The organism is Micromonospora phaseoli, assembly GCF_900109115.1.
GTDB classification, from domain to species: domain Bacteria; phylum Actinomycetota; class Actinomycetes; order Mycobacteriales; family Micromonosporaceae; genus Micromonospora; species Micromonospora phaseoli.
Genome location: NZ_FNYV01000010.1, coordinates 176,011 through 201,725 on the forward strand (window position 1 = coordinate 176,011; position 25,715 = coordinate 201,725).

Here is a 25,715-nt window from a genome sequence, read left to right on the forward strand (position 1 = left end):
GGGGCCCTTCCTCACTCCGCCATCGGGATGCGGACGCCGGTGTGCGGGGTGTCGTACCCGGCGTCGACGTGCCGGATGACGCCCATCGCCGGGTCGTTGGTCAGCACCCGCTCGATCTTCTGCCCGGCCAGGGCGCTGCCGTCGGCGACGCAGACCTGGCCGGCGTGGATGGAGCGGCCGATGCCCACCCCGCCGCCGTGGTGGATGGAGACCCAGGACGCCCCGCTGGCGGTGTTGACCAGCGCGTTGAGCAGCGGCCAGTCGGCGATCGCGTCGGAGCCGTCGGCCATCGCCTCGGTCTCCCGGTACGGGCTGGCCACGCTGCCGCAGTCCAGGTGGTCCCGGCCGATCACCACCGGTGCGCTCAGCTCGCCGGAGGCGACCATGTCGTTGAACCGTACGCCTGCTCTGTCCCGTTCGCCGTAGCCGAGCCAGCAGATCCGTGCCGGCAGGCCCTGGAAGGCGACCCGCTCGCCGGCCAGCCGCATCCACCGGGCGAGGGACTCGTTCTCCGGGAAGAGCTCCAGGATCGCCCGGTCGGTGGCGGCGATGTCGGCCGGGTCGCCGGAGAGCGCCGCCCACCGGAACGGGCCCTTGCCCTCGCAGAACAGCGGCCGGATGTACGCCGGCACGAAACCGGGAAAGTCGAACGCCCGGTCGTACCCGCCGAGCCGTGCCTCCCCCCGGATCGAGTTGCCGTAGTCGAAGACCTCCGCGCCGGCGTCGAGGAAGCCGACCATCGCCTCGACATGTCTGGCCATCGAGGCCCGCGCCCGGTCGGTGAACTCGGCCGGCTTGGCCGTCGCGTAGTCCCGGGCGTCGGCCAGCTCCACCCCCTCCGGCAAGTACGACAGCGGGTCGTGCGCGCTGGTCTGGTCGGTGACGATGTCGATCGGCACGCCCCGGCGCAGCAGCTCCGGGAAGACCGTGGCGGCGTTGCCGACCACCCCCACGCTCAGTGCCCGCCGATCCCGCTTCGCCGCGAGGGCCCGCTGCACCGCGTCGTCCAGGCTGTCGGCGATCTCGTCGAGGTAGCGGTCGTGCCTGCGCCGCTCCAGCCGGCTGCGGTCCACGTCCACGATCAGGCAGACGCCGCCGTTCATGGTGACCGCGAGGGGCTGGGCCCCGCCCATCCCGCCGCACCCGGCGGTCAGCGTCAGCGTGCCCGCGAGGGTGCCGTCGCCGGTCTGCTGCCCGTCGCGGGCCCCGGCGAGCTTGGCGGCCACGGCGGCGAACGTCTCGTAGGTGCCCTGGAGGATGCCCTGGGTGCCGATGTAGATCCACGACCCGGCGGTCATCTGGCCGTACATGGTCAGGCCGAGCTGCTCCAGGCGACGGAACTCCGGCCAGGTGGCCCAGTCGCCGACCAGGTTGGAGTTGGCCAGCAGCACCCGGGGCGCCCACTCGTGGGTACGCATCACCCCGACCGGCCGGCCCGACTGCACCAGCATCGTCTCGTCGTCGCGCAGGTCGGTCAGCGTACGCACCAGGGCGTGGTACGACGGCCAGTCCCGGGCCGCCTTCCCGGTGCCGCCGTAGACGACCAGGTCGTCGGGGCGCTCGGCCACCTCGGGGTCGAGGTTGTTCATCAGCATCCGCAGCGCGGCCTCCTGCGGCCAACCGCGGGCGGTGCGCTCGCTGCCGCGCGCGGCGCGGATGGGTCCCGCGCCGGGCGCGGCCTGAATGGGTCCCGTGCCGGGGGCGGCCTGGTCGGATCGCGTCATCGCGGATCTCCTCCTAACCGAGGAACAACTGTCGACGGGTGGCCGAGGCTTCGAAGGCCTCCAGCCGCCGCTGGGTCTCGGCCGGCGCGGCATCGCAGATCGCCTGGAGCAGCACCATGGCCAGGGTCATCGGGGCGGTGTGCAGGTCGAAGACGAGCTGCGCGCCGACCGCCGCGGGCAGCACCAGGTCGGCGTACTCGGCCGCCGGGCTGACCGGCGAGTCGGTGATCGCGACCACGGTCAGCCCCGCGTCGCGGGCCTCGCGGAGCGCGTCCAGGGTCTCCCGGGGGTAGCGGGGCAGCACGAACGCCAGCAGCGCGGTCGCCCCGGCCTCGGCGGCCTGCTCAAGACGGTCGGTGAGCAGGCTGCCACCGTCGTCGAGCACCCGCACGTCCGGATGCACCTTGGCCGCGAAGTAGGCGAAGTAGGCGGCCAGCGGCGCGGCGGCCCGCAGACCGAGCACCGGCAACGGTCGGCTGGCGGCGAGCAGCCGGCCGATCTCGGCGATCCGCTCCCGGTCGGCGAGCTGTCCGGCCAGCCGATCCAGATTGCCGATCTCGGCGCGTACCGCCTGCTGGAGCTCGTTGCCGGCGGTGGCCGGACCGGGCGCGGCGGCGGTCAGCTCGCGCAGCCGGCGGCGCAGGGCGGGGTAGCCGTCGTGGCCCAGCGCCACCGCGAACCGGGTGACCGACGGCTGACTGACCCCGGCCAACTCGGCGACCTCGGCGGCGGAGAGGTAGCCGATGGCGGGAGCGTGCTGCACCAGGCAGTGCGCGATGCGCCGCTGCGTCGGGGTCAGCCGAACCCCGTCGAACAGGCCGACGACCCGTTCGGTCGGCGCCATGGCAGCTGCCTCATTCATTCCATGACTCTATGCATAAAAACTTTCATTGAGCAAGCTATCTCACAGTTCCATAGTGGACTACTGCTGAGCTGCGGTTACGGGAAGATCACCCGGAGTGTGGTGACCGGTGGGCAGGGTGAGGTGCGACGGGTCGATAGGATCCGCACGGCGGTCGAGCAGAGGAGTTGCCATGCAGCCGGATGGCCCGTACCGGTACACCCACCTGCTGGGCGGGTCGCCGGTCGGCAAGGCGTGGGCAGCCATCGACGACAAGGGGCGCCTCGTCACGGTGGCCGTCCTGGACGCCACGGTGGCCGCCTCTGAGGGCTGGCGCGAGGCGTTCGCGGGGATGGTCACCTCGTTGGCCCAGGGTTCGGATATGGCCTACACGTATGCGGACTTCTCCGCCGCCGCGCCGTGGGTGGCGTATCCGGCCGAGGCCGGGCCGGGCGCGGAGAAGCTGTTCCGTTCCCTTGGCGTCGAGTACACGCCGGTCCAGACTTCCCCGTCACCGACCTCGGCGCCACCGGTGTCGGCGCCGCCGCAGCCGGTCTCCGGGGCACCCGAGCCGACGTCCGGCGCTCCGCAGCCGCCGTGGGCAGCGCAGGCGGGGGCGATCCCCTACCAGCCCGCGCTCGCCTCGCACCCGATCTCCGGCGCTCCGGCCTCGCCGGCAGCGACGGGCGCAGGGCTGGCACCGTCCTCTCCGTCCCCACACCCGGTGCCGGTCGACGTCACCCCCCGCGACCCGTTCGCCTCGCCCGTCCGTCGAATCACACCCTCGGGACCGCCCCGTCGGCGTACCGGGCTGTGGATCGGTGCCGCCGCACTGGCCCTGGTGGTGCTCGCCAGCGCCGGTGCCGTCGCCCTGCTTTCCCGTGGGAACGACGCCCCCGTGCCGCCAGTGGCGTCGACTCCCGACATGGCGGCGCCGCCGCCGATGCCGACCGCGCCGCCGCAGTCGCCCGGTATCGAGCCACCGGAGCCCGGCGCGTGGCCGACGCAGTGGCCAAAGTTCACGGAGCGGGACCAGGTGCAGACGCTGGTCGATCTCGAGGGGGTCGGATTCCCGGTCAAGGTGCCGGAGGGCTGGACGTGCACGCTCGTCGCCCGGGCCGACGGGTACGTCAAGTACAACTGCGGCAACGCGGCGTTGGGCAACCAGTTGACCGGCGGCGAGCTGATCGTGCGGAACTGTCCCGAACCGTGCAACGAACAGTGGCAGAACGCCATGCGTGCGGTCGAGGAGGCCTGGGGTGCACAGTGGATCCGCAGCGGCCAGTACGGCAGCTTCGCCGAGCAGATCATCGAGATCGACGGTGAGAAGCGACACGGCCTGGTCGTCGTCGCCTACTTCCGTAGTGGCGAGGCGGGTCTGATCAATCGCCAGGTTGTCGTCCGGATGACCGCACCGGTCCCCGAGGCGTATCAACTGCGTCGCTTCGCCGGCTACATCCGGGACGTCACCGTCTTCTGATGACTCTCTCATCGTCCACACCCGAGGCCGCGCGCCGACCGCTCGCCGACCGTCGTGTCGCTCTGATCCACGAGTGGTTCGGTGCCACCGGCGGTTCCGAGCAGGTCTTCCTGAGCATGGCCGAGGTCGTACCGCACGCGGACCGCTTCGTCCTGTGGAAGGACGATGACGCCACAGTTGACCAGGCCATCCAGGAGTCCTGGATGGCGAAGACCCCGTTGCGGCGCAACAAGGCCCTCGCGCTGCCCGCCATGCCGTTGACCTGGCGGACGCTGACCCGCAAAAGATACGACGTCGTTGTGTCGTCGAGTCACGCCTTCGCGCACACTGCCAAGATCGGGAATCCGGATCGGACCCGGCACCTCAGCTACGTGCACTCACCGGCCCGCTACGTCTGGAGCCCGGAGCTGGACCAGCGGGGCGCCAACGCTCTGCTCGCACCGGTGCGCGCCGTGCTCCAGGCAGGTGACCGGAGGCTGAGCCGGCACGTGCACAGCTACGCGGCGAACTCCCTTGAGGTGCAGGCACGGATTCGTCGCTACTGGGGGCGCGACGCAAGGGTGATCAACCCGCCGGTCGAGGTGGACTACTTCGGGGCGGCCCCGGCCCAGGTGCGTGACCAGGACCGCCGCTATCTGCTGGGTGTCGGCCGCTGGGTCACGTACAAGAACTTCGACCTGATGATCGAGATTGCCGCGGCGGCCCGCCTGCCTCTGGTGATCGCCGGGGGAGGGCCGGAGGAGGAGAACCTGCGTCGGCTGGCTGCCCGGGTCGACGTGCCGGTCGAGTTCGAGTTTCGGCCCTCGAAGGAGCGGCTCCGCGAGCTGTACTGGGGGGCGATGGCGCTGCTCTATCCGGCGCTCGAGGATTTCGGCATGATTCCGGTGGAGGCGCAGGCCTGCGGCACGCCGGTTGTCGGCTGGGCCCGTGGCGGCCTGCTGGAGACCGTGGTGACGGACGAGACCGGCGTCCTTCTCGACGCCACCGACCCGGCCGCGTACGTGGCGCCGGTAAGGCGGGCGACGCGACTGTCCGCAGCGGCGACCATGGCCAATGCCCGACGGTTCACCCCCCAGGCCTTTCAGGCGAACATCGCCGCCTGGTTGGCCGAAGAGGCGTAGCCGACCTCGGCATCCGGGACCGGGCCGGACCGGCGGGTATTGGCTTCGCCTGCCGCCTCCCTTAGTCTTGCGCCGGGCTCAGAGCACTGCGAGCGGGAGTTGACCTATGGTGACGGCCTCCGTGCCGGAGCAGTCCCGGCTCGGTGACGGGTCGGTGGCGGACGTTCTGATGTTGGGCACGGCCGAGTGGGATTCCCCGATCGCGACCAATCAGCATTACGTCGCGCGCGAACTCGCCCACACCACCCGGGTGACATTCGTCGAGTCACTGGGTCTACGCCGGCCAAGGCTGCGGCGCGACGATGTCGTCCGGATGGCGTCGAGGGCCCGCCGGGCGTTCGGCGGCGAGCACGCCGCCCCGGCTCACCGGCCCCGGCCACCCGGCGCGCAGATCGTGTCGCCGCTGGTGCTGCCGGTACACCGGGCACCGACATTCCCGGTCAACCGGGCGCTGCTGCGTCGCGCCACCAGCGACTGGCTGGCGGGCCCCCGGCCGCGCGTCCTCTGGACGTTCACCCCGGTCACGTACGGGCTGGAGGCGTCGGCGGACGTCGTGATCTACCACTGCGTGGACCTGTTGGCGACCTTCCCCGGCGTGGACGCCGTGGCGGTAGGCCGTGGCGAGGCGTCCCTGTCGTCGCGCACCACCGTGGCCATCGCCACCAGCACGGCCGTGCGGGAACATCTCGCCGCCGTCGGCTTTCCCCGAATCGAGCTGCTGCCGAACGTTGCGGACGTGTCGGTCTTCACGGCGGCGAGCCGGCCAGTGGCCGAGCGCCGTCCCGCCGTGCTCTTCTCCGGCAACCTCACCGTCCACAAGCTCGACCTACGGCTGCTCGAATCGGTCGCCACCGCCCTGCGCGGCCGGGGGGAGCTGCTGCTGGCCGGACCGCTCGCCGCCGGTGGCGGCAGCTTCGACGTTGAGCTGCGGCGTCTCGAGGAGTTGGGCGCCCGCCATCTCGGTGTCCTCACCCCCGCGCGGTTGGCCGAGATCGCCGGCACCTGCGCCGTGGGGCTCATCCCGTACGCGATCAACGATTACACGCGGGGCGTGAGCCCGCTGAAGTGCTTCGAATACCTCTCCTCCGGTCTGGCGGTACTCAGCACCGGGCTGCCGTCGGTGCGAGAGCTCGCCGAGACGAATTCTCACGTCACGGTCGCCGAGGCCGATGACTTCGCAGCCCGTGTGGTGGAGTTGCTCGACCCGGTGTCCGACACCGTGGTGGCCGACCGGATGGCGAGCGCGGCGGAGCAGGGCTGGGAAGGCCGTGGCGCAGTGCTGCGCACCCTGCTGGAGAACGAGCTGGGCCGGGGACGATAGCGCGCCGTGAGCAACGATCGCCGACCGCGCCGCGGTCACAGACGGGGGTGTCGGGGGGATGAGTCGGGTTCTGGTGGTCAGCGTCGAACCGCCCTGGCCGGCACAGCACGGCGGGCGGATCCGCACCGCCCGGGTGGCCGAGGCGCTCAGCCGTGACGTCGAGGTGCTGGTCACCTTTCCCGACCACGGCCGGCACGACGATGAGCCCCCGGTCGCGACTCGGGCGCTGCCCTGGTCGCCGCCACCGGCGCTACGCACCCGCGTGTCCGGTCGACCGCACTTGGGTGGACACTATCTGGCGCCCGTGGCCGGGGCCCTCGACGCGCTGTGCGACGAGTTCCGTCCCGACGCGGTCTACTGGTCGCACTCCTATCTGGCGGCGTGGGCTCCTCCGGCGTCCCGGCGAGTCGCAAACGTCGTCGAGTTCGCCAACATCGAGAGCCGTCGCCTGCGGACCCTGGTGACGTCGGCTCACGGATGGCAACGAATGGCCCGCCGTGCCGAGGCGGCCAAGGCCGGCCACTGGGAGCCCCGGGTCGCCGCCCGCGCGGCCCTCTGCGTCGCCCTCTCCCGGCCGGATCTGGATGTGCTGCGAGGCTGGACTCGCGACGTCGTCCTCGCCCCCAACGGCGTTGACGTCCTGCCCTACCACCCCTCACCGGCGGACGGGTACGTGCTCGCGCTGGCGTCGTACGACTACGAACCGAACGTGCTGGCGCTCCGGACACTGGTGCGGGACGTCTGGCCGTTGGCTCGCGCGGAATTTCCCGAGGCGCGGCTGGTGGTCGCCGGCCGGCGTAGCGAGACGCTGGCTCCCGAACTCGACGCCGTCCCCGGCGTTGCCGTGCTCGGCACTCTCGACGACGTGTCGGAGGTATACGCCGCGGCCGCGTTCACCGTCGCGCCCGCGACCATCGGCGGTGGCGCGCAGCTCAAGCTGACCGAGTCGATGTCGCGGGGGCGCTCCGTCGTGATGAGCCCGTTCGCGGCTCGGGGCCTTCCCGAACCCATCCAGAAGGCCGACGCCTACTGGGTTGGCGACGATCCACGCTCCTTCGCGCGGGCGGTCGTCGACGCCCTGCGGAACGTGCCCGCGCGACACGCGCGTGAGCGCACCGGGTGGCAGCACTGCGAGGCGCTCGGCTGGTCTCGGACGGTCGGCGAGTTGACCGACTCCGTGACCGCCATCGCCGGTCGGAAGTCGACGCCGTGATCCGGCGGGTTCACCTCGTCGAGTCGGGCGGACGGGGCGGTGTCTTCAACCACAGCGTCGAGGTCGCCTCCGGTCTGGTGGAACTCGGTGTGGACGTCGTCGTGCATACCGCCGACGACTGCGAGGCGGCTCCCGCCTCGGTGCGCCTCTGCCGGTGCGTCACCTGGCACCGCACCTCATCCAGCCGGCTGGTCCGGCAGGCGAGGACCTCGGCACGGTACGTCCTGCGGACGTTGCCGCACCTGCGCGGTGCGATCAAGGCCGAGGACGTGGTCCATATCCAGGGCAGTTTCGCGTTGACCCCAGAACTGATCTCGGTTGCCCGCCGGCGCGCCGCGACCGTGGTCGTCAGCCCGCACAACACTTTCGCCCGGTCCAACGCCCGCGGTGCGGGCCGTGCGCTGCGCAGCGCACTGGAGGGCGCTGACCGGATCCTCGTCTACTCGGACGCCGACCGGCGGAGGTTGCACGACCAAGGGGTGGCAAACGTCGCCCGGGTACCCCTGGTGCAGTGGATCCCACCCGCGGACCCGGCCCTCGTGGCCGGCTGGCGCGCGAAGCTGACTTCCGGCGGAGCCAGACTCGCCCTCCTGGCGGGCCAGGTCCGCGCCGACAAGAACCCCGAGCTTTTCGTCCGGGCACTGGCGGAACTGCCCGCCTGGCGGGCAGCGGTGGTCGGCGAGGACCTCGGGCCGGGCCGGCAGATCGACGCGCTGATCGCACGGACCGGGGCGGCAGTGACCACCGTCTATCGATATCTGGACGTCGAAGACTTCACCGCGCTGGTCGCCGCCGCTGACGTCGTCGTGGCGCCGTACGAGGTCGCCAGCCAGTCTGGTGTCCTGGCGGTGGCGGCCCGGCTCGGTGTGCCGACGGCGGTGGTGCCGTGCGGCGGTCTGGCCGAATTTGCCACCGCCGTCGCCCGGGACAACAGCGCCTCGGCGGTACGCGACGCCGTCCTGGCCGCCTACGACACCGGGGCGAAACCGCTCGACACGGCGGACGCAGCCGGCCGCTACCTACACGAGTACACCGTCGCCCAGCAGTGCCGGGCCAAGGGCCGGAAGTGAGGTGTGCCTTGTCAACGATGACCATTACGGTGATCTCCGTATCGGACACCGCAGGTGGTGCCGAGGCGCACACCGTCGCGCTCGGGAAGGGAATGCGGCAGCGCGGGCACAGCGCCCTGTTGTACGGCCGGTGCCCGGGTTGGGAGGAGCACGGCCTTGACCGACGGGAGATCGCGCTCGGGCCGAAGTGGTCGAGGCGGACGATGGTCACCGGAATGGCGCGGGTGCCCATGGAACGGCGCCGGACCCGGGAGATCGCCGACTCATCGATCTACTATCTGCAGTTCAAGCGGGAACAGATCGCGCTGACGGCACCGCTGGCCCGCCGAGCCCCGGTGGTCTGGACCGAGCACGGACGATGGATGGGCGGGGCGGCCGGTCGACTGCTTCTCGCGGGTTACGCGCGCGCCGCCGAGCATGTCTCCCGGGTGGTCTGCGTCAGCGATGCGGTGGCCGCCGACCTGGCACCGGTGATCGGGCGGGACAAGCTGGTCGTGGTGCCAAACGCGATCGACACCCGGCGTTACGCCGCCCCGACGGCCGCGACCCGAGCGGTGCTGCGCGAGCGCCTGCTTCCGAGCCGGTTCCAGCACCGTCGGGTAGCCATCCTCGCCGCTCGGCTGCACCGAGCCAAGCGACACGACCGGGCGATCGCGGCGGCGCTGGCCAGCGGCAGCGTCCTGGTCGTCGTCGGTGACGGGCCGGACCGGGAGCGGCTGGAACGGCTCGGCGCGAGCAGCGCCGACGTGCATTTCACCGGCCACCGGGAGGATGTGCCCGAGCTTCTCGCGGCGGCCGACTTCTACCTCTACTGCGGGGCGGAGACCGATGGCACGCCTACCTGCGTCCTCGAAGCCGCCGCCAGTGGACTGCCCATCGTGGCCTTCCGTGGCGACCCCGGCACCGAGCTGGTGCGCCGCTGCGGTGGCCTCGTGATCGGGGAACCGGCGGAGCTGACGACCGGGAGGGCGACAGCGCTGCTGACCGGGCGGGGCGGCGGCGCGGCGTATGTCGAGCAGCGACACGGCCGAGAGCCCTGGTTGGACGCGTACGAGCAGGTTTTCGCGGAGTGCCTCCGATGAGCTCGCCCTGGCCTACGACGACCGAGCCGGGAGAACGCGGCGCCCCGCCTGAGCCCGGCGCGACCGGCGAGGCGGTGGGTACGGCGGGCTCGCGGTCGGCCCGCGGGCTCAGCATGGCCACGGCCGTCTCCCTCGGGTTGCGGCTGGTCGGCATGGCAGTTGGCATGGCGACCACGTCCGTGCTCGCCCGCTACCTGAACCCTGACGGGTACGGCGTCTTCGCCCTCGCGCTCACCCTCGGTACGGCGGCCGCGCAGGTCGCCGACATGGGCACCACGATCACGGTCAGCTCCCGGATCGCGCGGGAGAAGGTGTCGGCCGGGCGCATCCTGACCACGGGCCTGGCCATCCGCACGGCGGTGGCGCTGGTCGCCACGGTGATCCTGCTCGTCGCTGCCGCCCAGGGGCTTTTCGGCGAGTCCAGTGCGGTGGTCAGCGTCGTCGCGGTCGCCACACCGCTGTCCGCGGCGTCCATCCTCACGGCCGGGGCGACCGCCCGGTTCCGTCCAGAGGTATCCGCCATCCTCGCTCTCGTCCAGGGTGTCCTGTGGCTGATCGCGGTCGTGGTCATCGCCCGAACCGGCGGCGACGTGATGCTCCTCGCCTGGCTCTTCGTGGCCGTCGTGACGCTGCAGACCGGTATCGGCGTGATGATCAACCGTAGGCTGGTGCCCCTCGGTCGGCCGTCCTGGACGGAGGTGGGCCGGATCCTCGCGCTGAGCTGGCCGCTCGCCATCAGCTCGCTCGCGGTCATGGTCTACTACCGCCTCGGCTCGGTGGTCCTGTTCCATCTCCAGGGTGCCGCTGAGGTCGGCTACTACTCGGCGGCCTACAAGTTCCTCGACGTCGCCCAGCTCGGTCCGGCCATGCTGGTGGCTCCACTACTGCCGATCGTGGCGACCAGCATGTCCATGAACGGCCACCGCCGAAACCTGGTCTTCAGTCTGGCGACGCGTACCGGGATGGTGGTCGGCGTCGGTAGCGCGGTCATGCTGGTCGCACTCGCTCCCGTCCTCGTCGCGTTCCTCTACGGCGAGGACTACGGCCCGGCGGTGCGGCCGCTGATGCTGCTGGCCGTGGCCTTCGTCGGTGTCACTCTCGGCTACGTCGGGACGACGATCTGCTCGGCGCTGGGCGTCGTACGGCCGATCGCGGTGCTGACCGTCTCGGTGGCGGTGGTCAACCTCGCGGCCCAGTTCTGGGCGTGTGCCCGCTGGGGAGCAACCGGCGCGGCAGCCGTTGTGGCGGGTACGGAGCTGATCATCGGCCTCTCAACCTGCCTGCTGGCCGCTCGCGCGATGACGTCGCGGCTGCCCGTGCGCGAGGTGGCGTGCGTCGCGCTTGCCGGAGTCGCCACGATCGGTCTGCTGTGGCTGGTCGACCTCCCGTGGCCGATCGAGGCAGCGCTTGCCGGTGGCCTGTTCGGCGTTGCGGTGCTGGTCTCGCGGGCGCTCACCATGACGGATCTCACCCGGGTGCTGTCCCGAAAGGCCCTGTGAGCACAGCCGTCGCCGGCACGTCAGTAGGTGGCGCCGGTGTTGAGGTTGCGCCAGGTCAGACCGGTGCACACCACCGGACCAGCCCCGCACGGCAACCGGGCGTTCGTGTTCGTCGCCGAGCTGCCCTCCGCCCGGACGAGCCTGCTGACGTCGACGGCCAATTCCAGCACGTACGAGGTGACGGAGCCGCCGGACCCGACGGCAACACCCTGTGCGCCGGGGGCGACGCGCAGGGCGTTACCGCGCACCACCGCCGCTCCCGAGCTGCGTACCCTTGCGATCCCGCCGGTGGTGTCGTCGGCGGTGACATGGGACAACAGCAGGTCGGTGCGGGTGTTCAGGTCGGCCAGCCAGGCTTTCCCCGTGGTCTGGGCACCGCTGATGGCTACCCGAGGCAGCGTGTGGGTGGCAGCGGTGGCGGCGATCAGGCCACCGCCGCGCCCGATGATCGCCGTGTCCGACAGGCTCGCCTGCCGAACCGTGGCGCTCGCCGCCCAATCGGGCAGTTCCAGCAGGTAGCTGTCGCCGGGCGTAACCGCGTCGACGCCCTGAACGTTCAGATCGTCGATGGCGCCGGCGATCCGCAGGAGGGTGGCGCCGGCAGCCGATGCGGCGACGGTCAGACGGCCTACCCGGAGCCGCTGCAGCCGCGCTGTGGGATCGACACTCAGTAGGGGCCCGGCGCCGAGATGAGCGACCTCAACATCCTCGACGGCGAGTTCCGCGACGGTCGCGGCGGTCAGCGGTGCGACCCGCAGCACGGCCCCGTCCGCCTCCGGATCGGCGAAGGTGAGCCCTCGGACATGGACCCGGCCGACGTTCGACCCGTTGAGGAACACCACGTGCCGACCGGGGACGGTGGCGGCGGCGACCTGCTCCACCGTCAACTCGTCGACGCGGCCGCCCGTGGTACGCCATTCGGCGGTGTCGTCGCCAATCCAGATGACGTTGTTGTGTGCGCGGCCGGCGACGCCACGCACGGTGGTGCGTAGCGCGGCGGTCTCCGGTGATCCGCCGAGCACCTTGACCAGCGCCGCAGCCGAGACTACGTCGATGTCCTCGATCAGGGTGTCGGTGACCGGGCCCGAGACGTCGTCGTATGACTGCCAGTCTCGCGGTGTGATGGCGACCGTGTCGTCACCGGTCACCCCCCGGATGGCGCTGACCCTGGTCCGCGCCGCCGGACCCTGGATATGCACACCGTCGGACTGCACCTCGAACTGGATTCGGGTGACGGTCGCGTCGGTGACGTCACCGAGCGAGATGGCGTACTTGTCGCCCGAGGTCTTCACCGTAAGCCCCTGCAACACCAGGTGGTCCACCCGGCGGAAGCACAGCGTGTGCAGGTCGGGACCGCTGCCACCGACACCGGCAGCGCGGACCCAACTGCCGCCGATCACGGTGATGTTCGCGTCCCGTCCGCTGTCGGTGACCGCCGCGTTGGTGAGGAGGTTGCAGCCGCTGCCCGCCGCCAGGGTTACCGCGCAATCCGACATGATCAGTGTTGTGCCGCGATGCACCACGAGTGGCGCGCTGACCTGGTAACGGGCACCCTTGGGGCCGTGCACGAGACCGCCCGCGCCGGCCCAGAGGGCGGCGTTGAGTGCCGCCGTGTCATCGCCGCCGGACGGTTCGGGCAGCACGACGCGCTTCGGTCGCGGAGAGTCGCCCGCCAGGAGCATGCCGCCAGCGAGGGCGAGCAGGCTGCGACGGGCGATCATCTCGGCTCCGGGGGATCGACAACCTCGACAGCAGGCCGTGGCGGCGTCCCGGATCGGAATCGGGAACGCGGGTGGCATCCTACTGAAACCGGCCGGTCGAATCGATGTCGGGTGAAAACTTACGGTGGCGATCATCGTTCCCGAGCCTGATACTGTGTGCCGCGATGGCCGCCGTGGCGTGCCGCTCGACCCACCACAGTGCACGCTTGCCCGGGCCACCGGGTCACCTGGCTGGTGGTCGTCCCGCGACTGTCATGGCAGCCGATCCGGCATTTTGTCAGTGGCCCTGTGCCGGTAAGAACGGACGGGCCTGCTCACGGGGCGAAGGCGGCAATGGGTTCCAGAGGAACGATTGGTTCCGGCACCGAAGCCGGCCTCCCTTCCGCCGATCAACAATCCGGCCCACCCGAACCGGTCGATGACTCCGTGCCGCCGCACCGCGCCCTTCGGTTCCTGTCCACCTCGCCGCGGCACCCACTTGGGTGGGCATCGTTGGCGGCCGCAGTGTTCTCCGCCGCGTACGTCGCGTGGGCCTTGCCCGCGCCCGTCGGTCTCCTCCTGGCGGTCGCGCTGCCGTTGCTCATGCTCCGCCTCCCGCTGACCGGCATCGTGCTTGTGGCCGTGCTCGCGCAGGAGATCAAACCAAACGGGCGCTTCGGTGAGCTGACGACGCTGGGCCATCAGTTGCTCATCAGCACCGGGAAGATCCCAGTCGTCCTGCCGCTCGCGTTGACGGCTGCACTGGCTGCCGGTGCCCGGTGGTGGCCGGCGAGACGCCCTCAGCTCTGGTCCGTCGGTGGGGCGTTGCTCGGGCTCGCCGCGGCCTTGGTCGGCGTTGCCACCGTCGCCGGTCTGTTGCACGGGCAATCGGTCTTCTCGGCGGTGAACCAGAACGCCCGGCCCTTTGTCCTGCTGCTGCTCGGACTGCTCCTCGGCATGAGCCTGCGGTGGCTGCCGGACGACCGCAAGGTACTGCCGGCCACGGTCGGAGCGGCCCTGACCCTGCTACTCGTCGCGGCGGCCATCGCCATCCCCTTCGGTGAGATCGCCGACGAGCGACTCAGCGCCTACTTCGTCTACTACGACTCGGCGCTACCCGCGATCGCGGCGGCGGTGTTCATCGGCATGCTCGGGGACGCCGGATGGCGCTGGGACTGGCGGCACATGTCCCTGGCCGTCGCGGCGCCCCTCCTTGTCGTCATCAGCTTCCGGCGTAGCGTCTGGCTCGCCGTGCTGGTCGTCGTGATCGCCGCTCTGCTGGTCGCCTGGCTCCGGTGGCGGCCGATGATCCAGCGGCTCGCGTTCGCGGGCCTCGTGGTGGCCGTGGTGGTGTTCGCCGCACCGGGGCTCGCCGCCGATGTGGGTCTCCGAAGCGCGGGAAGCTTCGAACTCGGCAGCGGAGCTGCGGCTCCGACCGATGGCTCGCCGGCAACCAGCGCGCCAGTCGAGACGAGTGCGCCAGTCGAGACGAGCGCGCCAGTCGAGACGAGCGCGCCAGTGAAGACGAGCGCGCCAGTGAAGACGAGCGCGCCGGAGACCAGCGGGCCGGCCGAGACGGCTGGTGCCACACGACCCTCCGAGAGCCCAGGGTCGCCCGGGCCGCGTACCGTGTCCGCGACGCCTGGCGCCCCGCTGCCTGAGGGAAACGAGACCGCTGACCATCAGGCCGCATCAACGACCGGGCACCTGACCGACCTGCGCATCGGGTGGGAGCACGTACGCGCCAACTTCTGGACCGGAATCGGCCCGCTCGCGCCGCAGATCGCGGGCCTGGCCGCCCAGAACGCCGAGCGGATCTACGTGCACAACCAGCTGCTGCAGGACTGGTTGCGGTACGGTCCAGCGGCACCGCTGCTGGTGGTGCTGTTCTTCGTGGTCGCTGCTCTGGCCGCCCTGGCCCGCCTACGCGATCCCGAAAGTGACCTCGTCACCCGCTCGGCGGCCGCGTTCTGCCTGATCGTGCCACCGTGTCTGATGACCGCGCCATTCCTGTCCGAGACGAGCCGGTGGCCGCTGGTGACCGGTGTCGCGGCCGGAATCCTCGCCCCGATCCTCTTTGATCGTCGCAGGCACGATCAGGGAATCGGGTCCGCGGGTTCCGCATCGGTGTCGGACGAGGCAGACGGCGCGGAACGAGGTGCCAGCTGAGAGTCGTAGGAGGGCCGTTGGAATGACCGACCCATCGTCGCGCGCCCGACGGTTCGCGCTCTGGGCCCAGCGCCGGGCGCACGTTGTCCCGGCGCCGCTACGTCGTCTGGGCGGGCGCGGCCTTCGGCGCTTCACGCGTGCCGACGTCGGCACGTCGCGTCCGAGTGAGGACTGGTCCGTTCCGCTCGTCGCCCGCGCCGCCGCGGGCGACCTCGAAGCGCTCCGGCCGGTCGCCGCTCAGCCGCCGCTGCCGCCAGATGCCCCGGTCACCCGGGCACGGCGCGTGCGATGCGCCATCGCCGCGAGTGTGCTCGACGTCGGAGGTGCGGAGGAGGTTGCCGCGTTCCTCGCCCGACGGCTGCCCGGGCACGGCTTCGAGACCGTGGTCATCTATTCGGGTACGCGACTGCCGGGGCAGGACGGCGAGGGCGGACGACTCGCCCGCGCCCTCGCGGCCGAAGGGGTCGCGACGCGGCTGCTCGGCCCGGAAGACGCCGCCGAGTGGATGCGTTCCTGGCGACCCGACGTGATCAGCGCCCACAATGCCGAAGACTGGCTGCTCGATCTGGCCGCCGAACTCGGCGTCCCGTGGGTCGAGACGCTGCACGACATGCATCGGCTCTACCACCCCCATTCCTGGGCACCGGAGCGCCGGCGGGCGGAACGGATCTCCGCGCAGGTCGCGGTGAGCGATCTCGTCCGCCGGCAGTACCTGACGCGCAACCCGACGTATCCCAGTGACCGTGTGGTCACGGTGCCGAATGGGGTGGATGGCTCGCGGGTGCGCCTCGTGGATCGAGGACGGGCGCGCGCCGCTCTGGGACTTACGGACGAGTTCCTGTTCGTCTCGCTAGCGCGGTACTGCCTGCAGAAGAACACGTTCGGTCTGGTGACGGCCTTCGGCGAGGTGGCAGCCGGACACCCGGACGCACACCTGTTGGTGGCCGGCCGGGCCAATGACGACCTGCTGTACTACGAGCAGACGCGCCAGCTCGCGAGCACCCTGCCGGCCGCCGACCGGATCCATCTGCGGGGCCACTGCGCCAACCCGTTGGCCCTGCTGGCGGCGGCGGACGCCTTCGTTCTCGACTCCTTCTTCGAGGGTTGGTCGTTGGCGTCGATGGAGGCCCTGGCGGCCGGGGTTCCCGTCGTGCTCACCGACGTCGGAGGGGCCCGCGAACAACTGGGCGGGGGACGACGGGGCTACCTGGTCGCCAACCCGGCGGGAAAGGCCGAGCTGGTGGACTGGCCAGTGATCAACGACCTTCGGTACCGGCCGCAGCCGAATCGCGCCGAACTGGTGGCGGCCATGTCGTCGATGATCCGTGACCGCGTCGCGTGGGCGGACGCCCGTCAACGGCTGCGTGACGAAGCGATCGGGCTCTTCAATCCGGAGGAGTCCCTGGCTGGCCACGCGGGTGTCCTGCGCGCCGTGGCGCTCGCGGAACCCCTGCCGGCCCGGCCCGGTGGAGCCACCGCCGCATAGGACGGTGCCGAGGCCCTGGTCCTTCACACCGCCCTGGTGCGGCTCGTCAGCGTCCACCGCCGCGGAACACCTCCGCGACGGTACGCAACAAGACCTTGATGTCGAGCCAGAGCGACCAGTTCTCGATGTAGTAGTTGTCGAACCGCGCGCGGTCGGAGATCGGCGTGTCCCCGCGCAGGCCACTGACCTGTGCGAGCCCGGTAAGGCCGACGGGCACCCGGTGGCGGGCCGCATAGGTCGGGTACTCCGCCGAGAACTTCTCGACGAAGTACGGCCGCTCCGGCCGCGGCCCGACCACGCTCATGTCGCCGCGCAGGATGTTCCACAGTTGGGGCAACTCGTCCAGCGAGGTGCGACGCATGAACCGGCCGATCGGCCCGACCCGACGGTCGTGGGCGATCGACCAGTTGGTCTGCGACTCCTGCTCGTCCAGCGGGCGCATGGTCCGGAATTTGATGACCTTGAAGGGCTTGCCGTACCGGCCGATCCGTTCCTGGTGGAAGAAGATGCCCCGGCCCCCGTCGATGAAGGTGGCGACGGCGCAGAGCAGTAGCAACGGGGTCAGCAGAATCAGCGCCACCGTGGCGAACGTCAGGTCGGAGGCCCGCTTGATGGCCCAGCGCGGCCCGGAGAGCGTGATGTCGCTGATCTTGATGATCGGGATGGCTCCGATGTGGTCCGGGTATCCGCCCTGCGTACCGGAGCCCCATAGTCGCGGCACGGCCCAGAGGTCGCAGCGGGAGCTGCGGGGTCGCAGCAGAGTCTCCATCAGCGCGGACTCGGGGCAGTTCGGGTCGGCGATGACCAGGACCTCGCACTCCAGGAGCCGCACGAGTTGTTCGAGGTCATCAAGAGTGCCGCTCAGCGGTACACTGCCGGTTTTCTGTCCCGCTGCTGCGTCCACGCAACCGACGAACCGTAGGCCGTACTGCGGATAGCGGCGCAGCAGCCGGGCGAGTTCGAGGCCGATGGGCCCGCTGCCGATGACGATGGCGTTGTGCTCCACCCACCGCTGCTTGCGCACGAGGATGGTCAATGCCCGGCTGAGCGCCCGGCCGGCGATCACCAGCCCAGCCGAGAGCGCGACGCCACGCACGAAACCGCTGACGTACTCCACAGAGGAGTGTCGCTGTGCCGCGATGATCGCTACCACGGCGGCGGAGGCCAGCAGCCGCCCGCAGAGGATCGGCAGCTCATCCAGGATTCCCACGTGTCGGCGAGGCCGGTAAAGTCCGCCAGCCGCGAAGATAGCCACCGTGAGGGCGGCGTTGGCCAGCGTCCCGCGCCAGTAGGTCTGGCTCAGCAGCAACGGCGTGAGCAGCGCGGCGATGTCGATGGGCAGCGTCATCATCCACGCCCGCAGCCAGCGCGTGCGCGACGATGCCCGGGATTTGGCGTACGGCAGGACCGCGGTGGTGTCGAGCCCGGTGCGGAGAGCGGCGGGCGCGGACGTGCTTGTCGCTGGTTGGCTTGCCATGTTGGAGCTCCCCCCGTGGAACCCTCGATCGCGCTAGGAGGCTCGGAGGGCGACCGCAGGATACGGCCGGCTGACATTGACCGCCATCATGAGAATGACCCGTTCACCTTCCTACTTGGCGGCGGACTGGATCTCCGGCACCGCGTCCCGACGGACCGCGTCGAAGAGCTTGTCGGCCTTCGCCGTGTCGGCCAGCACCACACTCTCGGTGCCGATCCGGCCCGTTCCCTTGGTGGGGCAGGTGTAGAAGTCGAGGTTCCCGCCACGGAGGTGGCGCAACTCCATGCCGAGGTCGAGCAGGGACATCGACTCGTCCACCGCCACCGCGTCCGCCGTGGCCCGGACGAAGGAGTTCAGCTTCGGTGGGCTGGCCAGCGTGCCGCCGGAGGCGGCCTTGTCCAGGATCGCCTTGATGACCTGCTGCTGGTGCTTGATGCGGGTGAAGTCGCCGTCGGCGAAGGCGTACCGTTCGCGGGCGTAGTCCAGTGCGGCGGAGCCGTCCATGGTCTGCTTGCCCGCGACGAACTCTCGCCGGCCGTCCGGGTTCAGCGAGTGCCGCGAGGTGAAGCCCTTCTCGACGGTGATCTCGATGCCGCCGAGGGCGTCCACGATCTCCTTGAAGCCGGCGAAGTCGACCATCGTCACGTGGTCGATGCGGACGTCGGTGAACTTCTCGACCGTCTGCACCATCAGCGGAACACCGCCCCACGCGTACGCTGCGTTGATTTTCGCGTCCCGGCCTCCCCGGCCCTGCGCGGACCTGGGCACGTTGACCCAGGTGTCCCGGGGGATCGAGATGAGCTGCGCGCTCGACCGGTCGGCGGGCAGGTGCGCCAGGATGATGGTGTCCGTGCGGGAGCCGGAACTACTCTCCGGGTCCCGGGAGTCGCTGCCCAGGATCATGATGTTCATCGCGTCCTTCGCCACCACCTGGGGCCGGGACTCCTCCGGCACGCCCTCGAAGGCGTCGACCCGCTCGATGCCGGACTCGACGGACCGTAGGTAGAGACCGCTGGCGAGCATGCCGCCGCCGCCCAGTACCACCAGGACCAGGCAGGTGATCAGCAGGGTTCGCCGCCAGCGGCGCCGTCGCCGTGGGCTCTCGGCCGGCGGATCTGGCGTCGGCTGCCCGTCGGCCGGCGGGTCAGCCGTTGGTGGCCGGTCGAGGAACAGGGTCTCGGTCTCGACGTCCCCGTGGTGTTGGCGCATGGGGGGATGCTACTGATTCTCACTTCTCGCTCGCATTCCCCCTTGCGTTCCATTCGTGTTTCGACGTATGGGCGGACCGGGATATCGGGCCGAACATTGTGGAAGTTCGCGAAACGCTCGATTCCCGTTTGTTACCCCGATGTTTCCCTCGGTCTGGTAGAACGCAGCGGTGGATGCCGTCAAGCTGCGTCGGGCGATCGCCCGTACCCGCCTCGCCCCCGTCGCCGCCTTTCCGAAACGACTTGTCGCGGTCGCCCGTCACGACGCCAAGGTGCTGCGCACCTCGGCCCGTTGGCTGGTCGGCTCCCGGGAGCATCACAACTACACCTACGAGTTGACCAAACTGAGCCGCAGTCACCTCGCCTGGTTCGTGAGCGTGGTCTGCGACGTGCCGGTCAAGCAGGTCCGGGGGTATCTGGCCGAGATCGAGTCGGATGACGCGCTGCGGCAGCACATCACCTCGTCGATCGCCAGTGCCGCGCGTCGCGGCCTGGCCGACAAGCAGGTCCGGTACGCCCGTCGGATCGGCTGGTACGCGATCGTCCGCGCCCGCCGGCCGAAGCACGTCGTGGAGACCGGTGTCGACAAGGGGTTGGGCAGTTGTGTACTGGCTGCCGCGCTGCTGCGCAACGCAGCCGAGGGGTACCCCGGCCGGGTCAGCTCCATCGACATCAATCCGGAGGCCGGCTACCTGGCCCACAGCGAGCCCTGGTCGGAGGTGATCGACCTGGTCATCGGCGACTCGGTCGAGTCGATCACGGCGCTGGACCGGCCGGTGGACCTGTTCCTGCACGACAGCGACCACAGCCGGGTCTACGAGAAGCGGGAGTTCGCCGCCGTCGAGCCGAAGCTGGCCCCGGGGGCGATGCTGCTCACCGACAACGTCACCCACACCAACGTGCTGGCCGACCACGCCGAGCGCACCGGCCGGCGGTTCCTCGCCTATCGGGAGACCCCGGCGAACCACTGGTACCCCGGGGACGGTATCGGCGTGGCATGGTGACCGGGTGCGGCTGAGCGAGATCAGTACCTATCCGGTCAAGGGCTGTCACCGGCTCGGCCACCAGCAGGCCGCGGTGGCGTCGTGGGGGCTCGACGGTGACCGGCGCTGGATGGTGGTGGACGCCGACGGTGTCGGCGTCACCCAGCGGGAGAACACCGCACTGGTCCGGCTGCGCGCCCACCCGAGCGCCGGCGGGTTGCTGCTGGGTGCCGACGGGTACCCGGAGCTACTGGTGCCCGAGCCGACCGGCGCCGATCCGGTCCAGGTGCGTACCTTCCGGCGGCGGCCACTGCGGGTCGGCGCGCTGCCCGCCGGTCCGGCCGCCGACGCGTGGCTCAGTTCGCTGCTGGACCGGCCGGTCCGACTGGTCTGGCTCGCCGAGCCGGCCCGGCACGTCGAACGGGGCAGCAAGAAGCACGACCCGGGCGACCAGGTCAGCTTCGCCGACGCGTACCCGGTGCTGCTGACCAGCACCGCGTCGTTGGCCGCGCTCGGCGACTGGCTCACCGAGGCCGGCGCGGACCCGGTGCCGATGACCCGGTTCCGGCCCAACCTGGTGGTCGACGGCGCCCCGGCCTGGGCGGAGGACGACTGGGAGGGGCGGCCGATGCGGATCGGCGGCCTGGCCTTCCGTGCCGCCAACCCGTCGGCCCGCTGCCTGGTCACCACCACCGACCAGGAGACCGGGGTACGCGGCCGGGAGCCGCTGCGTACCCTCGCCCGGCACCGCAACATCGGTCGCCAGCTCCTGTTCGGGCTGAACCTCCTGCCGCTGGAGTCCGGCACGCTGCGGCTCGGCGACACGGTGGAGCTGGCCGACTGACCGGCCACGTTGGATCTTGTCTTAGCTTTCGCTTAGCTCGCTTGTCCGTCCCGGCGCTTCTCCGGCAGCATGTGTGCACGTGACCGACGGAACCGACGGCCCCGCCGACCGGACAGCGGCCCCGCCTTCTCGGCTGGGACGTTGGCTGGCCGGCGGGGCCGTTGCCGCGCTGGCCACGGTCCTCGGGCTGAGCCTCGCACTGAGCTCCGGTGCCGCGCCCGCCTGCGCCGCGCCCGCCCGTGCCGCCGCGCTGCTCGCCCCGCCTGCTGCCGGCACCCTGAACAAGGGAAAGGCCACCTTCTACGACTCCAAGGGCGCGGGTGGCAACTGCTCCTATCCCGCCGCCCCCGCCGACCGCCTGTACGTCGCGCTCGGCCCCAGCGAGTACGCCGACGGCGCGGCGTGCGGCGGCTACCTCGACGTGACCGGCCCGAAGGGCAAGGTGCGGGTCATGGTGATGGACCAGTGTCCCGAGTGCGCCCCCGGCCATGTCGACCTGTCCCGCGAGGCTTTCGCCCGGATCGCCGAGCCGGTGCAGGGCATCGTCAACGTCAGCTACCGGATGGTCGGCGACCCGCCGCTGGCCGGCCCGCTCACCTTCCGGATCAAGGAGGGCGCCTCCCGGTACTGGTTCGCCGTGCTGGTCGCCGGACACGGCAACCCGCTGCGCGCTGTCGAGGTACGGCAGGGCAGCTCTGGTGCGTGGCGGGCGGCCAGCCGGGAGAGCTACAACTACTGGCTGATCGACTCGGGAGCCGGCCCGGGGCCGTACCAGATCCGGGTCACCGACACCCGGGGACACCGGGCCACCGCCACCGGCATCCGGATGGCTCCCGGCCAGGTGCAGCGCAGCACCGTCCGGATGTACGGGGCCACCTCGGGCGGGTCGACGACCTCGACCAGGTCACCGTCGGCCAGCCCGAAGCCGAGCGTCAGCGCGACGGCCCGCCCGACGCCGTCCGCCTCGTCCGTGGCTTCCGTGCCGGCGACGGCCAGTGCGTCGGCCCCGGCCACACCGGCCACGGATACGGCGCTCGCGCCCGCGTCGCTCGCCGCGTCGCCGGGCTGCGGCGGCTGACGGATCCACCGGGCCGGGGCGGCTCCGGGTCGCCGGGACAGCGGGTTCAGTCGGCCGCGCGGTGACCGTGCCGGTCCTGGGTCAACCCGAGCCACATCAGGATCTCGTCCCGGTCATCGCCGGGAGCCACCCGCAGCGCCCCGGGCCACCGGCCCACCTCGCGGTACCCGAGCCGTCGGTAGAACCGGTCCAGCCCCAGCCCGTCCCGTACGGTCACCTGCAACCCCGTGAGGCCGATGTCCCGGGCGATCCGCTCTGCCTCGCGCAGCAGCGCCTCGCCGAATCCACGCCCCTGAGCGTCGGGATGGACCATCACCCGGGTGAGCACCCGCAGGTGCGGCTTCAGATGGAATCGCGGATCGGTGAGGATCGCCATGGCGACGAGCCGCTCGTCGTCGTACCCGAGCAGCAGCCGGTCCGGGCCGTCCGCGATGCCCGCCAGCGTGGGGTCGGCGATCGTGCGTACCTCGTCGGCGGTGACCGGTGCCACGAAGCCGACCGCACCACCGGCGTTGGTCACGTCGACCCAGAGTGCGACGATCCGCGCGCGCAGATCTGGGGCCAGCACGGGATCGTGAACGAAACGCAGGCTCACGTCGGACATCCTGACCTGCCGTAGCCCGGGCCGCCCGTGATCGTGATGCTCCCGACAGGGGAACCGTGGTGCGGGAGGGGGGATTCGAACCCCCACGTCCTTTCGGACAATAGGACCTAAACCTACCGCGGCTGCCATTACGCCACTCCCGCCAGCCTGAGAGAGTCTAGAGCGTCGGGCCGGACCGCTGTCGAGACCTATACCGCGCCCGGTGCTGACGCGTCGTCTGCGGGCTGGCGGGTGCGACGGGTCGGCAGGTCGGCCGGGTGGGTCAGTCCAGGCCGAGGTCGCGGCGGAGCTTCGCGACGTGGCCGGTGGCCTTGACGTTGTAGAGCGCCCGTTCGATCTTGCCGTCCTCGTCGATGACGAAGGTCGAGCGGATCACCCCGGTCACGGTACGGCCGTACATCTGCTTCTCGCCGTACGCGCCGTAGGAGTTCAGCACCGCCTTGTCGGTGTCGGCGACCAGCGGGAAGGTGATCGCGTCGCGGTCGCGGAACTTGGCGAGCTTCTCCGGCTTGTCCGGTGAGATGCCGATCACCTCGTAACCGGCGGCCTTGAGTGAGGCCAACGAGTCGCGGAAGTCGCACGCCTGCTTGGTGCAGCCGGGGGTCATCGCGGCCGGGTAGGCGTACAGGACCACCTTGCGACCGCGCAGGTCGGCCAGGGTGAGCTGCCCGCCGGTGTCGGTGGGCAGGGTGAATTCAGGCGCCGGGTCACCGGGGGAGAGGCGAGCGGGTGCGGTCATGGCACGACCCTACCGCCGTCCGGGTCCGGCTCCTCGGGCGCGCCGCGCCCACGAGGTGTGCAAGGGCCGGTGCTGTTGCCAGCTATTGGCAACAGCATGGTGCGGGAAATAGGCTCACCCCCTGCCGGTGAGCGCGGGCTCGCCGACACGTGGGAGGTCACGTGGAAACCCTGGCGATGCACATCTCCAACGGGATCATCAACGGTCCGGTCGCCGCGGTCTTCGCGGCGATCGCGTTGGCGGCGATGGCGCTCTGCGTCCTGCGCGGCCGGCAGGACCTGGACGACCGGCTGGCCCCGATGGCCGGCCTCGTCGCCGCCTTCATCTTCGCCGTCCAGATGCTCAACTTCCCGATCTTCACCGCCGGGGTGAGCGGCCACCTGCTCGGCGGCGCGCTCGCCGCCATGCTGGTCGGCCCCTGGGTCGGCGCGCTCTGCGTCGCGGTGGTGCTCGTGGTGCAGGCCCTCGTCTTCGGCGACGGCGGGGTGGCCATGCTCGGGCTCAACATCACCAACATGGCGGTCATCGGCATCGCGGTGGCCTACCTGGTGATCGCGCTGCTGCTGCGGGTGCTGCCCCGGACCATGGCCGGACTGAGCATCACCGCCTTCGTCTCCGCGTTGGTCAGCGTGGTCGTCGCGGCGATGGGCTTCGTGCTGCAGTACCAGCTCGGCGGCACCACCGACCTCGGCGGCAACCTGTCCGGGCTGGCCGGCACGATGGCCGTGTCCCACCTGTTCATCGGCGTCGGCGAGGGCCTGATCACGGCCACCACTGTGGTCACCGTGGCGAAGGTACGACCCGACCTGGTGTACGCGTTGCGCGCTCTGAAGCCGGCCACGCCGGCACCCGCACCGGCGCTCGGAGGTGTCCGGTGAAGCGGTCCCTGGGGTTCGTATTCGGTGGCCTGCTCGTCGCCCTGCTGCTGGCCGGAGTGGTCAGCAACTTCGCCTCGTCCCACCCGGACGGGCTGGACTCGTCGCTGCGCGAAGGCTGCACCTTCGACGCCGACGACGAGATCACCGGCGGCAGTTGCCCGGCACAGGAGGAGAAGGAGCACGAGATCGGCGGGCCGTTGGCCGACTACGGCATCTCGGGCCTCGACAACGACATCCTCTCCACCGGGCTCTCCGGCGTGCTGGGGGTGCTGCTGACCTTCGCCGTGGCCGGTGGCACCTTCTGGCTGGTTCGCCGGCGCGGCCCGGAGCCGGCGCCGGAGCACGTCGCCGGATCGCCGGGCGCCGGCCGGACGGACCCGGCCACGACCGATCCGACCGCCACGAACAAGGCATAGCGCGGGTGGCCGCCGGGCACGCCCACGTGCTGTACCGCGAGGTCGACTCGCCGGTGCACCGGCTGCCGCCGGAGGTCAAGATCGCGGCGATGGTGGCGTTCACCATCGCCGTGGTCGCCACTCCCCGCGAGGCGCTCTGGGCCTTCGGCGCGTACGCCCTGCTGGTCGTGGCCGTCGCGGTGCTGGCCCGGGTGAACGCCCGTTGGCTGCTGCTCCGCTCGACGATCGAGCTGCCGTTCGTGGTCTTCGCCGTCGCGCTGCCGTTCCTCGGCGTGGGTGAACGGGTGGACGTGGCCGGGCTGAGCCTCTCCGTCGACGGCCTCTACGGCGCGTGGAACATCGTCGCCAAGGGCACCCTGGGCGTGTGGGCGTCGCTGCTGCTGGCGGCGAGCACCACCACCCGCGACCTGATCGTCGGGCTGGACCGGCTGCGTTGCCCGCAGATCCTCACCCAGATCGCCACTTTCATGCTGCGCTACCTGGACGTGCTGGTCGGCGAGGCCCGCCGGATGCGGGTCGCCCGGATCTCCCGCGGCGACGACCCACGCTTCGTGTGGCAGCTGCGCGGCTTCGCCGCCGGCGTCGGGGCGCTGTTCCTGCGCGCCTTCGAGCGGGGCGAGCGGGTCTACCTGGCGATGCTGTCGCGCGGCTACACCGGCCGGATGCCGGCCGTCTGGCAGGGCGCGGGTGCGGCGACGACCGGGCAGTGGCTGGTCGCGGCCACCGTGCCGGTCCTGGCGGGCGCCGTCGCCGCCACCGCAGTCGTGCTGACATGATCGAAC

22 protein-coding genes and 1 tRNA gene are annotated in these 25,715 nt (G+C 71.0%); 15 read left to right on the forward strand and 8 right to left on the reverse strand.

What is annotated here, in order from left to right; translation table 11 throughout:
* Positions 1–11: 11 nt before the first annotated feature.
* A complete protein-coding gene (gene hutU, locus BMY89_RS23455; protein WP_232521510.1) occupies positions 12–1,724 on the reverse strand; it encodes a urocanate hydratase in 1,713 nt (570 codons plus the stop codon).
* A 13-nt stretch (positions 1,725–1,737) separates the two neighbouring features.
* Positions 1,738–2,586, reverse strand: coding sequence for a MurR/RpiR family transcriptional regulator (locus BMY89_RS23460; RefSeq protein ID WP_092382213.1), 849 nt, complete (start codon positions 2,584–2,586; stop codon positions 1,738–1,740).
* Positions 2,587–2,758: 172 nt separating this feature from the next.
* Between BMY89_RS23460 and BMY89_RS23465 the strand changes: the two genes are divergently transcribed.
* From BMY89_RS23465 to BMY89_RS23495, 7 genes are all read left to right on the forward strand, one after another.
* A complete protein-coding gene (locus BMY89_RS23465; protein WP_092382214.1) occupies positions 2,759–4,045 on the forward strand; it encodes a hypothetical protein in 1,287 nt (428 codons plus the stop codon).
* Positions 4,045–5,166 (forward strand): glycosyltransferase, encoded by a 1,122-nt coding sequence (locus BMY89_RS23470; protein ID WP_092382215.1) that lies wholly within the window; start codon positions 4,045–4,047, stop codon positions 5,164–5,166. Before BMY89_RS23465 ends, BMY89_RS23470 begins: the two co-directional genes overlap by 1 nt.
* Positions 5,167–5,272: 106 nt before the next feature.
* Positions 5,273–6,487, forward strand: coding sequence for a glycosyltransferase (locus BMY89_RS23475; RefSeq protein ID WP_232521511.1), 1,215 nt, complete (start codon positions 5,273–5,275; stop codon positions 6,485–6,487).
* A 58-nt stretch (positions 6,488–6,545) separates the two neighbouring features.
* The gene (locus tag BMY89_RS23480; protein ID WP_092382270.1) at positions 6,546–7,700 is read left to right on the forward strand and encodes a glycosyltransferase; all 1,155 of its coding nucleotides are present in this window, start codon (positions 6,546–6,548) and stop codon (positions 7,698–7,700) included.
* Complete coding sequence (locus BMY89_RS23485) at positions 7,697–8,770, forward strand: glycosyltransferase (protein ID WP_170147766.1); 1,074 nt, start codon at positions 7,697–7,699, stop codon at positions 8,768–8,770. The genes BMY89_RS23480 and BMY89_RS23485 overlap by 4 nt, the downstream gene beginning before the upstream one ends.
* 17 nt (positions 8,771–8,787) lie before the next feature.
* On the forward strand, positions 8,788–9,852 hold the full coding sequence (locus BMY89_RS23490) for a glycosyltransferase family 4 protein (protein WP_092382217.1): 1,065 nt from the start codon (positions 8,788–8,790) through the stop codon (positions 9,850–9,852).
* Complete coding sequence (locus tag BMY89_RS23495) at positions 9,849–11,351, forward strand: flippase (RefSeq protein ID WP_092382218.1); 1,503 nt, start codon at positions 9,849–9,851, stop codon at positions 11,349–11,351. Before BMY89_RS23490 ends, BMY89_RS23495 begins: the two co-directional genes overlap by 4 nt.
* 20 nt (positions 11,352–11,371) lie before the next feature.
* Here the strand turns inward: BMY89_RS23495 and BMY89_RS23500 are convergent, their stop codons facing one another.
* Positions 11,372–13,072 (reverse strand): hypothetical protein, encoded by a 1,701-nt coding sequence (locus BMY89_RS23500; RefSeq protein ID WP_092382219.1) that lies wholly within the window; start codon positions 13,070–13,072, stop codon positions 11,372–11,374.
* 234 nt (positions 13,073–13,306) lie between these two features.
* Here BMY89_RS23500 and BMY89_RS23505 point away from each other — a divergent pair, with 234 nt between their 5' ends.
* Positions 13,307–15,220 (forward strand): O-antigen ligase family protein, encoded by a 1,914-nt coding sequence (locus BMY89_RS23505; RefSeq protein WP_139218002.1) that lies wholly within the window; start codon positions 13,307–13,309, stop codon positions 15,218–15,220.
* Between the two features lie 22 nt (positions 15,221–15,242).
* Positions 15,243–16,706: a glycosyltransferase gene (locus BMY89_RS23510; RefSeq protein ID WP_092382221.1), complete on the forward strand. Its 1,464-nt coding sequence runs from the start codon at positions 15,243–15,245 to the stop codon at positions 16,704–16,706.
* 46 nt (positions 16,707–16,752) lie between these two features.
* On the opposite strand, the gene BMY89_RS23515 is transcribed toward BMY89_RS23510, so the two are convergent.
* Together BMY89_RS23515 and BMY89_RS23520 are read right to left on the reverse strand one after the other, a co-directional pair.
* A complete protein-coding gene (locus tag BMY89_RS23515; protein ID WP_092382222.1) occupies positions 16,753–18,183 on the reverse strand; it encodes a sugar transferase in 1,431 nt (476 codons plus the stop codon).
* Between the two features lie 111 nt (positions 18,184–18,294).
* Positions 18,295–19,392, reverse strand: a complete 1,098-nt coding sequence (locus tag BMY89_RS23520; protein ID WP_092382223.1) for an LCP family protein — start codon at positions 19,390–19,392, stop codon at positions 18,295–18,297.
* A 169-nt stretch (positions 19,393–19,561) separates the two neighbouring features.
* On the opposite strand from BMY89_RS23520, the gene BMY89_RS23525 reads away from it, so the two are divergent.
* The 3 genes from BMY89_RS23525 (at position 19,562) to BMY89_RS23535 (ending at position 22,296) form a co-directional block, all read left to right on the forward strand.
* Positions 19,562–20,395, forward strand: coding sequence for an O-methyltransferase (locus BMY89_RS23525; RefSeq protein ID WP_092382224.1), 834 nt, complete (start codon positions 19,562–19,564; stop codon positions 20,393–20,395).
* Between the two features lie 4 nt (positions 20,396–20,399).
* Complete coding sequence (locus BMY89_RS23530; RefSeq protein WP_092382225.1) at positions 20,400–21,218, forward strand: MOSC domain-containing protein; 819 nt, start codon at positions 20,400–20,402, stop codon at positions 21,216–21,218.
* A gap of 79 nt (positions 21,219–21,297) precedes the next feature.
* Positions 21,298–22,296, forward strand: a complete 999-nt coding sequence (locus tag BMY89_RS23535) for an expansin EXLX1 family cellulose-binding protein (protein WP_232521512.1) — start codon at positions 21,298–21,300, stop codon at positions 22,294–22,296.
* Between the two features lie 46 nt (positions 22,297–22,342).
* On the opposite strand, the gene BMY89_RS23540 is transcribed toward BMY89_RS23535, so the two are convergent.
* The 3 genes from BMY89_RS23540 to bcp form a co-directional block, all read right to left on the reverse strand.
* On the reverse strand, positions 22,343–22,891 hold the full coding sequence (locus BMY89_RS23540) for a GNAT family N-acetyltransferase (RefSeq protein WP_092382271.1): 549 nt from the start codon (positions 22,889–22,891) through the stop codon (positions 22,343–22,345).
* Between the two features lie 66 nt (positions 22,892–22,957).
* A tRNA-Leu gene (locus tag BMY89_RS23545) sits at positions 22,958–23,043 on the reverse strand.
* A gap of 119 nt (positions 23,044–23,162) precedes the next feature.
* The gene (gene bcp / locus BMY89_RS23550) at positions 23,163–23,639 is read right to left on the reverse strand and encodes a thioredoxin-dependent thiol peroxidase (protein WP_092382227.1); all 477 of its coding nucleotides are present in this window, start codon (positions 23,637–23,639) and stop codon (positions 23,163–23,165) included.
* Between the two features lie 161 nt (positions 23,640–23,800).
* Between bcp and BMY89_RS23555 the strand changes: the two genes are divergently transcribed.
* From BMY89_RS23555 to cbiQ, 3 genes are read left to right on the forward strand one after another with little or no spacing between them, the layout of a single operon-like run.
* Positions 23,801–24,517 (forward strand): energy-coupling factor ABC transporter permease, encoded by a 717-nt coding sequence (locus tag BMY89_RS23555; protein WP_092382228.1) that lies wholly within the window; start codon positions 23,801–23,803, stop codon positions 24,515–24,517.
* Entirely contained in the window at positions 24,514–24,933 is a 420-nt protein-coding gene (locus tag BMY89_RS23560) for a PDGLE domain-containing protein (RefSeq protein WP_092382229.1), read from the forward strand. Before BMY89_RS23555 ends, BMY89_RS23560 begins: the two co-directional genes overlap by 4 nt.
* Before the next feature lie 5 nt (positions 24,934–24,938).
* Complete coding sequence (gene cbiQ / locus BMY89_RS23565; protein ID WP_092382230.1) at positions 24,939–25,709, forward strand: cobalt ECF transporter T component CbiQ; 771 nt, start codon at positions 24,939–24,941, stop codon at positions 25,707–25,709.
* Positions 25,710–25,715: the final 6 nt, after the last annotated feature.

Bases quoted from the DNA above. Each gene is read 5' to 3' on its own strand.
- BMY89_RS23515 (WP_092382222.1), bottom strand. From the start codon at position 18,183: ATGGCAAGCCAACCAGCGACAAGCACGTCCGCGCCCGCCGCTCTCCGC.
- BMY89_RS23500 (WP_092382219.1), bottom strand. From the start codon at position 13,072: ATGATCGCCCGTCGCAGCCTGCTCGCCCTCGCTGGCGGCATGCTCCTG.
- BMY89_RS23480 (WP_092382270.1), top strand. From the start codon at position 6,546: ATGAGTCGGGTTCTGGTGGTCAGCGTCGAACCGCCCTGGCCGGCACAG.
- BMY89_RS23475 (WP_232521511.1), top strand. From the start codon at position 5,273: ATGGTGACGGCCTCCGTGCCGGAGCAGTCCCGGCTCGGTGACGGGTCG.
- bcp (WP_092382227.1), bottom strand. From the start codon at position 23,639: ATGACCGCACCCGCTCGCCTCTCCCCCGGTGACCCGGCGCCTGAATTC.
- BMY89_RS23490 (WP_092382217.1), top strand. From the start codon at position 8,788: ATGACCATTACGGTGATCTCCGTATCGGACACCGCAGGTGGTGCCGAG.
- BMY89_RS23520 (WP_092382223.1), bottom strand. From the start codon at position 19,392: ATGCGCCAACACCACGGGGACGTCGAGACCGAGACCCTGTTCCTCGAC.
- BMY89_RS23470 (WP_092382215.1), top strand. From the start codon at position 4,045: ATGACTCTCTCATCGTCCACACCCGAGGCCGCGCGCCGACCGCTCGCC.
- BMY89_RS23465 (WP_092382214.1), top strand. From the start codon at position 2,759: ATGCAGCCGGATGGCCCGTACCGGTACACCCACCTGCTGGGCGGGTCG.
- BMY89_RS23460 (WP_092382213.1), bottom strand. From the start codon at position 2,586: ATGAATGAGGCAGCTGCCATGGCGCCGACCGAACGGGTCGTCGGCCTG.
- hutU (WP_232521510.1), bottom strand. From the start codon at position 1,724: ATGACGCGATCCGACCAGGCCGCCCCCGGCACGGGACCCATTCAGGCC.
- BMY89_RS23510 (WP_092382221.1), top strand. From the start codon at position 15,243: ATGACCGACCCATCGTCGCGCGCCCGACGGTTCGCGCTCTGGGCCCAG.
- BMY89_RS23495 (WP_092382218.1), top strand. From the start codon at position 9,849: ATGAGCTCGCCCTGGCCTACGACGACCGAGCCGGGAGAACGCGGCGCC.